This is a genomic window from Hyalangium sp. (assembly GCF_035629615.1).
Classification (GTDB): domain Bacteria; phylum Myxococcota; class Myxococcia; order Myxococcales; family Myxococcaceae; genus Hyalangium.
The window spans coordinates 1-14,254 of sequence record NZ_DASPHO010000402.1; the positions used below are offsets into that span (position 1 = coordinate 1).

13 protein-coding genes are annotated in these 14,254 nt (G+C 68.9%); all 13 read left to right on the forward strand.

What is annotated here, in order from left to right; all coding sequences use genetic code 11:
- Window positions 1–926: sensor histidine kinase (locus VD972_RS20645; protein ID WP_324989582.1), on the forward strand; the 926-nt coding region annotated here is incomplete at its 5' end.
- Between the two features lie 10 nt (window positions 927–936).
- Window positions 937–2,043: a glycosyltransferase family 4 protein gene (locus VD972_RS20650; protein WP_324989584.1), complete on the forward strand. Its 1,107-nt coding sequence runs from the start codon at window positions 937–939 to the stop codon at window positions 2,041–2,043.
- Between the two features lie 377 nt (window positions 2,044–2,420).
- Entirely contained in the window at window positions 2,421–3,950 is a 1,530-nt protein-coding gene (gene epsZ / locus VD972_RS20655) for an exopolysaccharide biosynthesis polyisoprenyl-phosphate hexose-1-phosphate transferase EpsZ (RefSeq protein ID WP_324989585.1), read from the forward strand.
- A 93-nt stretch (window positions 3,951–4,043) separates the two neighbouring features.
- Window positions 4,044–5,579 carry an oligosaccharide flippase family protein gene (locus VD972_RS20660; RefSeq protein WP_324989587.1) on the forward strand — a complete coding sequence of 512 codons (1,536 nt, stop codon included), beginning with the start codon at window positions 4,044–4,046 and terminating at the stop codon, window positions 5,577–5,579.
- A gap of 17 nt (window positions 5,580–5,596) precedes the next feature.
- Window positions 5,597–6,223 (forward strand): polysaccharide biosynthesis/export family protein, encoded by a 627-nt coding sequence (locus tag VD972_RS20665; protein WP_324989589.1) that lies wholly within the window; start codon window positions 5,597–5,599, stop codon window positions 6,221–6,223.
- A 4-nt stretch (window positions 6,224–6,227) separates the two neighbouring features.
- Window positions 6,228–7,436 carry a hypothetical protein gene (locus tag VD972_RS20670; RefSeq protein ID WP_324989591.1) on the forward strand — a complete coding sequence of 403 codons (1,209 nt, stop codon included), beginning with the start codon at window positions 6,228–6,230 and terminating at the stop codon, window positions 7,434–7,436.
- Window positions 7,437–7,448: 12 nt separating this feature from the next.
- Window positions 7,449–7,622: a hypothetical protein gene (locus tag VD972_RS20675; protein WP_324989592.1), complete on the forward strand. Its 174-nt coding sequence runs from the start codon at window positions 7,449–7,451 to the stop codon at window positions 7,620–7,622.
- 20 nt (window positions 7,623–7,642) lie between these two features.
- Window positions 7,643–8,068, forward strand: coding sequence for a response regulator (locus VD972_RS20680; RefSeq protein ID WP_324989594.1), 426 nt, complete (start codon window positions 7,643–7,645; stop codon window positions 8,066–8,068).
- Entirely contained in the window at window positions 8,052–9,551 is a 1,500-nt protein-coding gene (locus tag VD972_RS20685) for a chain-length determining protein (RefSeq protein WP_324989596.1), read from the forward strand. The genes VD972_RS20680 and VD972_RS20685 overlap by 17 nt, the downstream gene beginning before the upstream one ends.
- Before the next feature lie 34 nt (window positions 9,552–9,585).
- Window positions 9,586–10,776: an exopolysaccharide biosynthesis GT2 family glycosyltransferase EpsU gene (epsU, locus tag VD972_RS20690; RefSeq protein WP_324989604.1), complete on the forward strand. Its 1,191-nt coding sequence runs from the start codon at window positions 9,586–9,588 to the stop codon at window positions 10,774–10,776.
- Between the two features lie 35 nt (window positions 10,777–10,811).
- Window positions 10,812–12,362 (forward strand): exopolysaccharide repeat unit polymerase, encoded by a 1,551-nt coding sequence (wzy, locus tag VD972_RS20695; RefSeq protein ID WP_324989598.1) that lies wholly within the window; start codon window positions 10,812–10,814, stop codon window positions 12,360–12,362.
- 119 nt (window positions 12,363–12,481) lie between these two features.
- On the forward strand, window positions 12,482–13,099 hold the full coding sequence (locus VD972_RS20700; protein ID WP_324989600.1) for a hypothetical protein: 618 nt from the start codon (window positions 12,482–12,484) through the stop codon (window positions 13,097–13,099).
- Window positions 13,096–14,199, forward strand: coding sequence for an exopolysaccharide biosynthesis glycosyltransferase EpsD (gene epsD, locus VD972_RS20705; RefSeq protein ID WP_324989602.1), 1,104 nt, complete (start codon window positions 13,096–13,098; stop codon window positions 14,197–14,199). Before VD972_RS20700 ends, epsD begins: the two co-directional genes overlap by 4 nt.
- Window positions 14,200–14,254: the final 55 nt, after the last annotated feature.

The following is a 14,254-nucleotide window of genomic DNA, read 5'->3' on the forward strand; positions in this document are numbered from 1 at the left end:
TGCTGCCCCTGACGGCGGGGGAGCGGATGCTGGGGGTGCTCGTCGTCCTGCGCCGCTCCGAGGCCCGCCCGCTGAACCGGGGGGAGCTGGATCGCGCCGCCCTGCTGGCCTCGCACGCCGTGCTGGCGCTGGAGAACGCGAGGATGGCGGGCCAGCTCTCGGCCTCCGAGCGCATGGCCTCCATGGGGCTGGTGGCGGCCGGCATCAGCCACGAGATCAACAACCCGGCCTCCTTCGTCCTCGGCAACCTCCACTACATCCAGAAGGGCCTGTCCCTGCTGAGCCGGAGCCTGAACGTGGAGCCCGGCACGACAGGCGTGACGCCTGCGTGGGGGCCGCGCGAGCAGGAGGAGTTCGAGGCCATCCAGGAGGCGGTGAGCGAGGCGTACGAGGGCACGCGCCGCATCTGCGAGATCATCCGGGACATGCGGGCGCTGTCGCGGATGGACGACGCCACGGCGGGGTGGTTCGAGCTGAACGAGGCGATCCGCTCCGCGCTGCGCATCACCCGGGCGGAGACGACGCCGGCGGCCATCGTCGTCGTCGAGCTGGCCGAGGGGATCCAGGTGAAGGGCACCCCGGGCCGGGTCTCCCAGGTCTTCAGCAACCTGCTCATCAACGCGGCGCAGGCGCTCTCCGAGTGGAAGGGCACGCGGAGGGAGATCCGCGTCACCTCCCACCGCGTGGGAGACAGGGCCATCGTCGAGGTGGCGGACACGGGGCCGGGCATCGCCCCCGAGCACCTGTCCCGCGTCTTCCAGCCCTTCTTCACCACGAAGGGGCTGACGACGGGCACGGGGCTGGGGCTCTCCATCAGCCGGGACATCGTCCGCAGGCTGGGGGGGGACATCGAGGTGCAGAGCCAGAAGGGGGTGGGCACCGTCTTCACGGTGTCGCTGCCCGCGCGCCCGGCCGAAGGGACGTGATGGAGGGGACGTGATAGATGGCGGCGACACGGGCCGGGATGGCCAGAGGGACGTGATGCCGCAAGACTCCGCATACATCGGCGTGGGCGAGCCGGTGAGCCGCGTCACCGACGCGCTGGAGAAGAAGGGCCCCATGCTCGAGTTCGCGGCCATGAGCCGCGGGGTCTTCTCGCAGGTCGTCTCCATGGTGCAGCGGGGGATGGACCCGGCGTCGAACGTGGACTGCGCCCGCTTCGCGCTGGCCGCGTGGCGGGAGACGCGCGAGCTCCAGAACCTCTTCCTCGCCGAGGAGTTCCCGGCCCTCCAGTTCCTCGCGTGCGATGCGCTGCTGAGCCGGCGCCGGCGCCGCATCGTGCTGCTCGTCCACAACGTGTCCAGCAAGAAGCGGTGGCTGGCGCTGTCGAAGCTGGGGCTCGCCCGGCGCGTGGACCACTTCCTGTGCCTGTCCCCCTACAGCCAGCAGGTGCTGGTGGAGCAGTATGGCATTCCCCGCGAGCGGATCTCCGTCATCTACTCGCGCGTGGACACGGCGTACTTCCAGCCTCAGCCCGAGGCACCGCTCAAGCGCCAGGTGTGCGCGGCCGGCGCGGTGAACCGCGACTACGGCACGCTGATCGAGGCGGCCACGGGGCTGGATGCGGAGGTGAAGATCGCCGCGGACACGATCTGGCGCTACTCGGTGGCGAACAAGGGCGAGACGCCGGTGGCCACGCTCCCGCCGAACGTGGAGATGCGCTCGTGGGGCTCCTACGCCCACCTGCGCCAGCTCTACGCCGAGTCCCGGGTGGTGGTGGTGCCGCTGGCCCGGCCCATCATCAGCGGCATCACCGTGGCGCTGGAGGGGATGGCCATGGGCAAGCCCGTCATCCTCACGCGCAATCCGTATGTGGAAGGTTTCATCGAGGACGGAGTCACCGGCTTCCACGTGGAGCCCGGCCGCCCGGAGCTGCTTCGCGAGCGGATCCGTTGGCTGTTGGAGCACCCGGAGGAGGCCGACGCCATGGGCCGGCGCGCCCGCGAGAAGGCGGAGCGGGACTTCTCCGTGGAGCGCTACGTCGAGCGCATCCTTGAGCCCTTCGCTGAGCCCTTCTCCGCGCCCGCCCGCCCCGGCGCTTGAGCTGCGGCCGGGAGGCCTCGACACGACGCGCCAATCCAGGTCCGGAAATCCCCGACGGAGTACTTCCGGGAAATCCTGTTGCTGTCCATAGCAAGGGACCTGTCAGGTCGTCTTCTGCGCGATTGATACATAGTGATCACTGTGCGCGAGCGGGTCTCCAAGTGCCTGGGAGGAGGCACTAATTTCCGAGCGAGAGGGCATGACCCAGCCTGAGAGGTTTGGCAGGATGGGTAATTTTCGGCGTGCTTGCGTGCACTTTTCGCGGGCCCATACAATCTTCGCTGGTCCAGAGCGTGGTGGTGCCCTGATTTCTTGCCCACTCTCGCAAGGTGGGCGGTGTCACCCCGGGGTGTTTTCCGGGTCGTGGGGAGCTTGGCATGCAATCCGCATCGGTCCAGAAGGAAGTCTCCGAGAATTCGCCGGCGGGTGAGCCCGTGAAGCCCGCTCTCGCCCCGGCGGCGGAGGCACCGCGGGTGGTGGCGCCCGTGCCGACGCCGACGTCGAAGCCTGTGAAGGCCACACGGGGGCGGCTGGCGCCGGGCTTCGCGGCGAAGCTGAACCTGCTGGTGGACCTGATGCTGGTGGTGGGCGCGCTGGTGGGCTCCACGCTGCTCATGGGGCACAAGCTCCAGGTGGGCAACCTGGACTTGTGGCTGCTGCTGGGCATGGCGGGGCTGGGCTGGCTGCTGCTGGGCACGGCGCTGTGCCTCTATGACCCGCGCTTCTCGGATCGGGCGCCGCTGGATGATCTGGCGCTGGTGTCCATCACCGTGGTGTCCATTACGGGCATGCTCTACCTGGAGCGCCTGCTGATTGCCGGCGGCTACCCGGTGGTGGCGCTGACATTCTTCCCGCTGATGCTCTGGGTGAGCGTGGTGGGGATGCGGCACTTCGTCTTCCGGCGGCTGGCGGTGCGCGAGGAGCCGATCGACGAGGCGCTCATCCTCGGCATTGGCGCCATGGGGCGGCTGACGGGCGAGCACCTGGCCGATCACGGTCGCCGCCGCGTCACCGGCTACCTGGCCTTCGCCAACGAGAAGACGAACCCCAACTCGCCCCAGCCCTTGCTGGGCCCGGTGGAGCAGCTCGAGGAGGTGCTGTGCCGGGTGCCGGTGGACGTCGTCTACATCTCCGGCAACGTGCAGAAGCACGGCCAGGAGATGCAGGCGGCCATCAAGCTGTGCGAGCGCTTCGGCATCCCGTTCGCCCTGCCGGCGCATCCGTTCCGCATGGACCGCGCGCGCCCCGAGCATGGCCACGCGGTGTCCGACGGCTACCTGCACTTCGTCACGCACGCGCCGCGGCCGCACCAGATGGCCATCAAGCGCCTGTTCGACATCGCCTCCTCGTCGGCGGGCCTGCTGGCGCTCTCGCCGCTGCTGGTGACGGTGGCGGTGATCATCAAGCTCACCTCGCGCGGCCCCATCTTCTTCAAGCAGAAGCGGGTGGGCCTGCACGGCAAGCCGTTCGACATGCTCAAGTTCCGCTCCATGGTCGTCAACGCCGAGGAGCTGCGCGCCAAGCTGGAGGCCCTCAACGAGCAGGACGGCCCGGTGTTCAAGATCAAGAACGACCCGCGCATCACCCGCATCGGGCGCTTCATCCGCAAGTACTCCATTGACGAGCTGCCGCAGCTGCTCAACGTGCTGCGCGGCGAGATGAGCGTGGTGGGCCCGCGCCCGCCGCTGCCCAAGGAGGTGGAGAAGTACGCGGCCTGGCAGCGCCGGCGCCTGTCGGTGCGCCCGGGGCTCACGTGCATCTGGCAGGTGTCGGGCCGCAACCAGATCTCGTTCGAGGAGTGGATGTACCTGGACATGCAGTACATCGACAACTGGAGCCTGCTGACGGATCTGGGCCTGATCCTCAAGACGGTGCCCGTGGTCATCACGGGCAACGGCGCCAGCTAGGCTGCCTGGGCTCATGGCGGGGAAGCTGCCCGCGAATTGACGCGGGTGTAGGGCTGTCGTTCACTGGCCTTGATCCCAACCCGCGCCGAGCCCATGTCCACGCAAGTCCCTGAACCGAGCGCCGCGGCGTCACCTCCGGCTCCGCAGCCCGCGGCGCTGGACGTGTCGACGTCCATGCGCAACGCCGTGAAGCTGGGCGGCTCGCTCATGGTGACGTACGGGATTGCCCTGGCCGTGCGGCTGCTGCTGCCCAGGGTATTGGGGCCGGAGGCCTTCGGGCAGTTCAACTGGGCCTCCGAGGGCTTCACCGCCGTCTTCTTCGTGCTGGCGGGCCTGGGGCTGGAGGTCTACATCCGCAAGGAGGTGGCCCTGCGGCCGCAGCACGCCAGCGAGTTCTTCGGCGGCACGCTGCTGCTCCAGGTGGGCATGGCGGTGGGGCTGCTCGGGGCGATGCAGGGGCTGATGCACCTGGAGGGCAAGCCCAACCCCCTGCGGCTGCTGGTGCTGCTGCTGGGCGTGTACCAGCTCTTCTTCCGGTGCAACGGCACGCTGGCGGCGGTGCTCCACGCGCGTGAGCGGGTGGATGGGCTCTCGGTGGCCAACATCGCCACCAAGTGCGTGTGGGGTGGCGGGCAGCTGCTGGTGCTCGCGCTGGGGCTGCCCCTGCCGTGGCTGGGCGTGCCCATCCTCGCCTCGGAGCTGGTGCGGGCAGTGGTGCTCTTCCGGCTCTCGCGCCGGCACACGGGGCTGGAGCTCCGGCTGGACGCGAAGGGCACCAAAGAGGCCATGACGGGCGCGCTGCCCTTCTTCCTCAACGAGGCGGCGCTGGCGGCCAACGGCCCCATGGGCATCTTCCTGCTGGGCTTCCTGACGAACACCACCGAGGTGGGCTGGTACGGCGCCGGGTGGAACCTGGCGGGCATGACGCTGATGGCGGCGCCGGTGGTGACGTGGGTGCTCATGCCGCTGATGGCGCGCGCCGCGGCCCAGTCGACAGAGGAGCTCTTCCGCCTCAGCCGCCGCACGCTGGAGGCGGTGTCCGCCTTCTCCATTCCCATGGCGCTGGCCATGGCGCTGGGGGCGGAGACGTGGATCCGCCTGGTGTATGGCGAGGCCTTCGCGCCGGCCGCGGCGGTGCTGCGGCTGCAGGCGCCCATCCTCGCGCTCACCTACGTGGCCATGGTGTGCGCCAGCGTGCTCACGGCGATGGGCAAGGGCTGGTGGGTGACGCGCACCTCGGTGGTGTCCATGGTGCTCAACTCGACGCTCAACCTGACGCTGGCACGCCCCTTCCTGGCGTGGTTCGGCCCGGTGGGCGGGGCGTGTGCCGCGGCCCTGGCGCTCTTCACCTGCGAGCTGGTGGCCGTGTCCCTGCTGGTGTGGGCCGTGGGCCGGAGCGCCTTCGACCGGCAGAGCATCACCCGGCTGCTCAAGACGCTGGCGGTGTGCGCCGTGGTGACGGGCGTGCACGTGGCGCTCGTGGACCTGGGCCCCGTGCGGTTGCTGGTGGGCGCCTGCCTCTATCTCCTCCTCGTGTTCGCAACGGGCGCGGTGCGCCTGGACGAGCTGCAAGCCCTGCTGCGCGTGGTGCGCCGGCGGCGTGCGCCCGTCCAGGTGTCCGCCGCGTGAGCTGGAGCTGATCTCCTATGGGCCGTTCCTTCACTGACCTCCGCCTCCTCCTCCGAGTCCTCCCGGCCGCGCTGCTGTCGCTGGCCGCCTGCTACACCCCGGGCCGCTTCATCTGGGTGGACGACTACCGAGAGCCCCCCTCGCTGCAGGACGAGGGCTACGTCATCCGCGCGGGAGACAAGCTCTTCATCAAGGTGTGGAACCAGCGGGACATGGACACCCCGGAGACGCTGGTGCGCGAGGACGGCCGCGTCACCCTCTCGCTGCTCAACGACGTGGACGCGGCGGGCCTCACTCCGCCCGTGCTCGCCCGCCGCATCGAGGAGCTGCTCAAGCCCATGGTGAGCAACCCCGCCGTCACCGTGTACGTGAGGGAGCCCAAGCAGCTCCAGGTGGCGGTGCTGGGCGAGGTGAAGAGCCCGGGGATGAAGGGGCTGGAGCCTGGCTCGGGGGTGCTGCACGCGCTGGCGCAGGCGGGCGGCTTCACGGACTACGCGCAGCTGGACGGCATCTACGTGCTGCGGCGCCAGCAGGACAGCCCCTTGCCGCTGCGCATCCGCTTCAACTACGAGGCCGCCAGCCGCACCCAGGGCAAGGGCGCCTCCTTCGCACTGCGCACGGGCGACATCGTGGTGGTGGAGTAGACGGATGGCGATGGTCCTCCCCCTGCTGGTGACGGGCATGGTGCTGGCGGGCTCTCCCGCCATGCGCTACTCGTCCCAGCTCCGCGCGGAGACCATCATCCGCACGCCGAACCTGACGGAGCGCGAGGACCGGGCCGTCATCGAGGATGTGGTCATCACCCCTCGAGGGCAGCTCATCTTCTACACGCCGCGCATGGAGCTGAAGGCCATCCTCGAGCCGCAGCTCCTCTTCCGCCGCACCTTCACCGAGCCCACGCTGGAGGTGCTCACCTTCCTCTTCCTGCGGGGCGAGTACCAGGCAGTCCCGGGCCTCAAGGTGTGGGCCATGTCCTCCACCACCTACGGCTCCTTCCCCTTCGAAGACTTCCGCATCCCCGCGCCCACCAGCTCGGGAGACGTGCGCCTGCTGGACGCCAGCAAGTACGTCTACTCGGAGAACATGGTGGGCTTCGACTTCACGGGCATCCGACGCACGTACATCGGCCTGATGGGCGGCGTCGTCATCAACGGCCTGCTGGACCCGCCCACCGTGATTCGCCCACGTGCGGACCGGGTGACGCCCGCGCAGATCGGCCCCGAGGTGCGCGCGCAGGCCTTCCACTCCCTCACCCGTCGCCTGGTCGTCGGCGCCGAGCTCTATGGGCGGGACGTGCACTTCTCCACCCAGGCGCACCTGTCCCTGCTGCAGGCATCGCCCCTGGTGCAGTACCAGTTCCACCCGCTCATCAACGGCCGGCTGTCGCTCGGCCTGGCCGTCGGAGAGCGTCAACCGCAGCGCGCCCTGTTCCCGCTGCCGACCACGGGCATCCTCCACCCCATTGGTGAGGCCTCGATCACCACCCCCGTCCCGGTGGGCTACCACTGGCCCGTCAAGGCGAAGATATCGGTGCGCTATGTCCCCTTCGTCAACGCCTTCACCACCTACGTCATCCCTCGCGTCGAGGGCGGCTTCGGCTTCGAGTGGGTGGGGCGCCGCAAGGCCCAGGTGAACATCGATCTGGCCCTGGCCCAGGCCGCGACCGGGGGCTTCCACCGCCGCGACGGCGAGGAGCGCCTCTCGTTGAAAGTTCAATGGCCGCTTACTCGCTCCTCGGCCGTAGTGGCGTCCGGGCGACTCTTGAGGCTGCGAGAATTTCTGATCGACCCAGACCCCATCTATAAGTGGTTCATGGGCGTCGGATTGGTGATCAGACAGGAGAATGGTAGGCTTTAATCCCACCAGGTCATGAAGAAGTTCCTGCTGCTGTCCGTGCTGTACGCGATCATCCTGTTGCCGAGCCTGGCGGCGCGCGAGCGTCACCCGGTCCGTGGCGTCAAGAAGGCCATCCTGATGATGGTCGTCTTCAACCTTGTCTACACCTTCGCCGTGCTGGTCATCTGGCCGCGGCTCGACGATTAGGAGAGGACCCGGAACGGGCCATGGACGTCTCGCAATGCACGGTCCTGGTGGTGGAGGACTCGCCCCTGTTCCGCAAGATGGTGGGGGAGTTTCTGCACGCCCTGGGCATCACGCGCATCCAGGAGGCGGCCAACGGTCGCTCCGCGCTGGAGCAGCTGGCGCAGACCCGGCCGGACCTGGTGTGCCTGGACCTGACATTGCCGGATGTGTCCGGCTACGACGTGTGTGAGTACATCCGCGGCCAGCCGGAGCTGGAGGGGCTGCCGGTGTTGATGATCAGCGCGCGCGGGACGCTTTTGGACCGCGCTCAGGCTGAAGAGGTGGGGGCGGACGGTTATCTGACGAAGCCGTTCACCCAGGACGAGTTCATCCAGCAAGTGCTGCGGCTGTTGGCAAAGGCGGCCGAGGCCACACCGGGAGGGAAGAGCGATGCCCGCACCTCATGACGAGAGGCTCCCCGACGTGGAGCGCGAGCAGGCGCAGATCTTCGACTGGGAGCAGATCCGGGACTACGTCAGCTATGTGCGCAATGCGGTGAAGCGCCACTGGAAGCTGGCGCTGGGGACTTTCCTGGTGACGGCGGTGCTGGGGCTGCTCGCGGCCAAGTTCCTGCCGCGCACCTGGCACGCGGAGTCCAAGCTGCTGCCCCGCCGCACGGCCAACACCATCATCCCCGGGCTGGTGAACCCCGAGCGCCCCAACATCCTCAACCCGGAGCCGCCCAACCCCATGCGGCCGGCCAACGAGGTGGACGGGCCGACGAAGGCCGCCGCGGAGGCGGTGCTGCGCCAGTCCAACCTGAAGAAGATCATCAAGGACACCTTCTTGCTGGACCGGTGGGAGTCCACGCGCCCTCCGCTGCTGCGGCTCAAGGACGGGATGATGCGGCTGATCTCGGCTCCGATGGACGAGGAGTCGAAGATGTCCGCCATGGTGGGCACGCTGGAGAAGCGCCTCTGGGTGGGCACTGGCGATGGGAAGGTGACCATCGGCGTGGACTGGGGAGATCCGCAGATCGCCTATGACTTGATCAAGACGGCGCAGCAGAGCTTCCTGGACAAGAGCAAGGAAGAGGAGCTCAACAGCATCAAGGACGCCATCACCATCCTCCAGGAGCATGAGCAGCAGGCCGCCGCCGCCGTGATGGAGTCCTACGACGAGTTCGAGAAGACGTTCTCCGCGATCATGCTCGAGCGGCGGCGCGCGGTGGGCGACCCGCGCCTGCTGCCGCGCTTTGGCTCCACGGACCAGGAGCTGGCGCAGCTGCGCTTCCTCATCCGGGCCAAGCGCCGTGCCATCGCGGACGCGCAGGTGCAGCACAACCAGCGTGTGACGCAGATGCAGGACGAGCTGGTGCAGATGCGGGAGATGTATGCGCCAGACCATCCGACGGTGGTGGAGCAGGAGACGCGCGTGGCGGCGATGCGGCAGGGCTCGCCGCAGGTGAAGGTGCTGCAGGAGGAGGAGCGGCAGATGCTGGCCGAGTACGGCGATCTCGGGGGCAAGTCCCTGCCGTTCCCGGACGAGCCGGTGCCGGATCCGTACGGGCTGGAGCGGGTGCTGATGGGGCTCTTGCCGGCCGTGTCGGAGAACCCGAGCGCGGCGGTGACGCTGGACCGGCTGCGCAGCCGGCTGAGCGCGCAGCAGCAGATCCTCAAGCGCATCGACGCGGCGAAGCTGGAGCTGGACATCGCCACCAAGTCCTTCAAGTACCGCTTCACGGAGCTCGCGCCGCCCGAGTTCCCGCGCAAGCCGGTGAAGCCCAACGCGCTCATCATCGCCATTGGCGGGTTCGTGGCCGGGCTGCTGCTGGCGGTGTTCGCGGCGCTGGCGCGCGATGTGCTCAGCGGGCGGGTGCTGGAGAGCTGGCAGGTGGAGCGTGGGCTGGGTGTGCCCGTGCTGGCCGAGCTGGACCGGGGCTCCGGGTGAGCGGCATGGAGTCCTGCGCTGGAGTGAGGCCGTGATGTGGGCGGATGGGTTGGTGCTGGTGCTGGCGCTGCCGGTGGTGGTGGCGTGCGGCTACCTGCTGCTGCTGACGCTGCTGTCGGCGGGCAGGCCGGCGCCGCCTCGCGTCGCCCCGCGCCTGAAGTTCGACATCATCGTCCCCGCGCACAATGAGGAGGCGGGCATCGCCGGCACGGTGGCGAACCTCTCGGCCCTGGACTACCCGGCCGCGCTGCGGCGCATCCTGGTGGTGGCGGACAACTGCTCGGACGCCACGGCGGACAGGGCGCGCGAGGCCGGGGCCACGGTGCTGGTGCGCCACGACACGGAGAAGCGGGGCAAGGGCTTCGCGCTGGCGCATGCCTTCGAGTACAGCCTGAGGGATGGCTTCGCCGCCGCGGTGGTGGTGGTGGACGCGGACACGGAGGTGTCGCCGCACCTGCTGCACTCGTTCGGCCTGCGGCTGGAGGCGGGTGCGCACGCAGTGCAGGCGCACTATGGCGTGCTCAACCCGCACACCTCCTGGCGCACGCGGCTGATGACCATCGCCCTGGCGCTGTTCCACAAGGTGCGCTCGATGGGCCGCGAGCGGCTGAACGTCTCCTGCGGGCTGCGCGGCAACGGCATGTGCTTCAGCCACCGCGTCATCCGCGAGGTGCCGCACGACGCGTTCTCCATCGTGGAGGACCTGGAGTACGGCATCCGCCTGGGCCGGGCCGGCCACCGCGTGCACTACGCGTGGGAGGCCGAGGTGCTGGGGGAGATGGTCTCCTCGGAGAAGGCCGCGCGCTCGCAGCGCCGCCGCTGGGAGGGCGGGCGCTGGGCGATGACGAAGCAGTTTGGCGTGCCGCTGCTGGGCGAGGCGCTGCGCAAGCGGGACGGCGTGCTGCTGGACCTGGCCATGGATCTGCTGGTGCCGCCGCTGAGCTACGTGGTGCTGGGCGCCTTCGCGCTGACGGTGGCCGCCGGAGCGCTCTCCGTGTGGCAGGGGCCGGCGCTGCTCAGCGCGTCCGCGGCCTCGTTCTGCGTGGCCAGCCTGGGCCTGTACGTCCTGCGCGGCTGGTGGGTGTCGGGCATGGGCGCGCGCGGGCTGTTGGACCTGATGCGGGCGCCCTTCTACGTGTTCTGGAAGGTGTGGCTGATGGTGGCGGGCCCTCGAGACAAGAAGGGGGAGTGGGTGCGCACCACCCGCGAGGCGCGCAAGCCCTGAGCGCGCGCCCGGGGCGAGCACCCTGAGAGACGACGATGGAAGCCTTCCTCTCCCGCACCCCTGTCTTCCTGATGATGCTGGCCGGCGTGGTGCTGGCCACGCTGGGGCTGCTCGTCCTCTTCCCGGCGGTGGCGCTGCTGCCCGTGGTGGGGGCCGTCATGCTGTGGGTGCTGGCGAAGGTGCCGGTCCGCTACCCCGTCCTCACCCTGCTCGCCACCCTGCTCATCGTCGACTGTGCCGTGGAGGTGCCCTACTCGGGCCACTGGCAGTCGCCGCTCTTTTTCATCGGCCGGCTGCTCTTCATCAACCTCAACGTCGTCACCGGCGTGCCCGGCCTGGGCTTCACGCTCATCGACTTGTCGGTGTTCGGGTTGATCATCCTCTACGTCTACCGGCAGGCCGTCGGCCTGAAGACGGACGAGCGGATGACGCCGCTGCCCCGGCCGCTGGTGATGGCGCTGCTGCTCATCCTCGTGACGATCAGCTGGATGTACCTCTGGGGATTGATGCGGGGCGGAGATCCACGGCCCGCGAAGTGGCAGCTGCAGAAGCTGCTGCTGATGCCCATGTTCGTGCTCCTCTTCAACGCCGCCATCCGCGGGCCGGAGGACTTCCGCATCCTGGGCCGCATCATCGTCGCGGCCGCCTTCACCAAGGCGTTCCTGGGCGCCTTCTTCATCGTCTTCATCGCTCGGCCCCAGGGGCTCTATACCGAGTACGCCACCACGCACTCGGACACGATGATCTACGTGACGGGGGTGGCCATCGCGCTGAGCTCCTGGGCGGAGGATCCCAACTGGAAGACCTTCCGGCGCATGGTCCTGGTGTGTGGGGTCATCCTCATCGGCATGGACTACAACGATCGCCGCCTGGCGTACGCCACCTTGAACCAGTGCGTGATCGCCATGTTCCTGATCAGCCCCTGGTCCCGCGTGAAGCGCTATGCGACGCGCGTGGGCCTCGTGCTGTCGCCGCTGTTCCTCGTCTACGTCGTCGTGGGCTGGGCCAATCCCACGGGCTTTTTCTCGCCTGTGAACACGTTCAAGTCGATGATCGTCGGCGAGCACAACGCCACCACCGAGATGGACTACCGCGACGTGGAGAACTTCAACCTCATCACCACGTGGCAGAAGAACCCCATGCTCGGCACGGGCTATGGGCACGGCTTCGAAGAGGCGATGAAGCTCGCGGACATCTCTCACCTCTTCGAGGACTACCTGTACCACCCGCACAACTCGGTGCTGGGCCTGCTGGCCTTCGGCGGGGCGGTGGGCTTCACAGGGGTGTGGCTGTTTGTAGCGCTCACCGTCTACTTCGCCGTCCGCTCCTACCATCGCGCCCACTCGCCACACTGGCGCGCCGGAGCCCTCGTCGTCGTCTCCATCGTCTTCGCCTACATCAACCAGTGCTTCGGAGACATGGGCATCACCAGCTGGTACGCAACCATCCTCATGGCCCTGGCGGTGACTGTTTCCGGCAAGTTGGCCACCCTCACGGGCGCCTGGAAGAACTCCCATGCCCCTGTACCTGCCGGTGACGCGCCCATGATGACCGCGTCGGTGCAGGAGGGAGGTGGGCGCACATGAGCCGCAAAGGAGCACGTTCAGTACGAGCGGATCGGCGGCGACTGTCTGTTGACTTGCTTGATCCTGCACCCGAAGCCCCACTGGGCAGTGGCCAGAAAATGAGTAGACTGGATCCGTCTATGTTCGAGTCGAATGACAACCCGGGAGGAGGAGGACCTCCCCGCGGGGGCGATGGCAACAGCCCCAAGGCGGGGCCGGTTCGTCCGCGCCCCTGGTCTGTCGTGCGGGGGACACCGACGCCGCTGCCCTTCGTGCCCGAGGAGCCCGTTCACAACGAGCTCCTCCCGGCCGCCTCGGAGCCGATTCCCGCGGAGCTGCTGCACCTGTGGACGCTGCTCACCCAGCGCGAGAAGTGGTCCTCGCTGGTGGTGGTGCCCGCGCAGCCGGGAGCCTCGGGCCTGATGGCCGGGCGCGCCATCGTCGAGGTGGGCAACCAGTACCGCGAGAAGCCCCTGCGTCTCATTGACGCGGAGGGGCTGCCGCCGGGGGCTGGTGGGCGTCTGGTGCGTGACATGAAGGCGTTCATCGAGCAGGGCGGCATGGTCGTCGTCTGCATCGACTCGGTGCTCTCCAACCCGGTGGGCCTCGAGGTGGCGCTGGCCAGCGAGCGCGCCCTGCTGTGCGTGCCGCTGGGCAATACCCAGTTCTCCGCGGCGCGGCACACGCTGGGGCTGATCGGCAAGGCGCGCTTCCTTGGCAGCGTCACGCTGCAGCACAAGGTGGGGAGCAAGAAGTGAGCGACTCGCCCTCGGCGAGCTCGGATGCTCCGCCGCGGACTGAAGCACAGCGGCCCCGGGTGAGCGTGGTGATGGCCACGTACAACCGGCTGGCCCTGCTCCCGCGGCTCCTGCAGCAGCTCGCGAAACAGACGCTGCCTCCGAGCGACTACGAGGTAGTAGTCGTGGATGACGGCTCCCAGGAGCCCGTGCAGGGGCCTCTGGCGGAGCTGGCCCAGGCGCTGCCGTACACGCTGCGGGTGGAGACGCAGAAGAACGCGGGCGCGGCGGCGGCGCGGCACCGCGGAGTGCTGGAGGCCCGCGGGGACGTCGTCATCATCACGGACGACGACATGCAGGTGCCGGAGGACTTCCTCCAGCGGCACCTGGAGCAGCACCCGCCGGGCTCGCGCCATGTCGTGCTGGGCCGCATCGATCCGGATCCCGCCCTCCCGGACATGCCGCTCTTCGAGCGCTGGTACGCGTACCTGCACGAGCGGCTGGCGAAGCGGCTGCACGAGGAGGGCGCCCACGGGTGGAACCTCTACACGGGCAATGTCTCCTTCCGCCGTGAGGACTACGTGGCGGTGGGCGGGTTCGACCCGAGCCTGAAGCAGTCCGAGGACATCGAGCTGGGCATCCGGCTGGAGAAGGCCGGCTGCCAGGTGCGCTTCTGCAACGAGTCCTACGTGCTCCACGGCTCGGATCACACCAGCTTCGAGAAGTGGCTGGCGCGGGCGCACCGCTACGGCATCATGGACTCGCGGCTGTCCGAGCGGCACTCGGATGTGCCGCAGGTGGATCCGTGGCGGATGCTCTTCGAGATGAACGCCCTGGCGCGGCCGCTGCTGGCCACGGCGGTGGCGCTGCCGGGGCCGACGAAGCCGGTGACGGACGTGCTGATGGGCGCGGCGCGGCTGGCGGATCGGCTGGGGCTCGAGCGAGTGGCCTACAAGAGCACCTCGGTGGCCTACACCATGGAGTACCTGCGCGGGGCGAGGGCGGAGGCGGGCTCGTGGCGGGAAGTGGCCCGGCGCATCGCGCGTTACCGGCAGGCGTCCTCGCGCGGAGGCGCGGAGCCCCAGCGAGACGTGGGGAAGGACTCGAGCGGAGAGCCATGAGACACGGGACCGGAGGGCGCCGTGCACCGGCCCTGACGGAGCGCTGCAGGAGAGA

Coding starts and splice junctions, on each gene's coding strand:
- epsZ (WP_324989585.1), top strand. CDS start 2,421: ATGCAATCCGCATCGGTCCAGAAGGAAGTCTCCGAGAATTCGCCGGCG.
- VD972_RS20660 (WP_324989587.1), top strand. CDS start 4,044: ATGTCCACGCAAGTCCCTGAACCGAGCGCCGCGGCGTCACCTCCGGCT.
- VD972_RS20665 (WP_324989589.1), top strand. CDS start 5,597: ATGGGCCGTTCCTTCACTGACCTCCGCCTCCTCCTCCGAGTCCTCCCG.
- VD972_RS20670 (WP_324989591.1), top strand. CDS start 6,228: ATGGCGATGGTCCTCCCCCTGCTGGTGACGGGCATGGTGCTGGCGGGC.
- VD972_RS20675 (WP_324989592.1), top strand. CDS start 7,449: ATGAAGAAGTTCCTGCTGCTGTCCGTGCTGTACGCGATCATCCTGTTG.
- VD972_RS20680 (WP_324989594.1), top strand. CDS start 7,643: ATGGACGTCTCGCAATGCACGGTCCTGGTGGTGGAGGACTCGCCCCTG.
- VD972_RS20685 (WP_324989596.1), top strand. CDS start 8,052: ATGCCCGCACCTCATGACGAGAGGCTCCCCGACGTGGAGCGCGAGCAG.
- epsU (WP_324989604.1), top strand. CDS start 9,586: ATGTGGGCGGATGGGTTGGTGCTGGTGCTGGCGCTGCCGGTGGTGGTG.
- wzy (WP_324989598.1), top strand. CDS start 10,812: ATGGAAGCCTTCCTCTCCCGCACCCCTGTCTTCCTGATGATGCTGGCC.
- VD972_RS20700 (WP_324989600.1), top strand. CDS start 12,482: ATGTTCGAGTCGAATGACAACCCGGGAGGAGGAGGACCTCCCCGCGGG.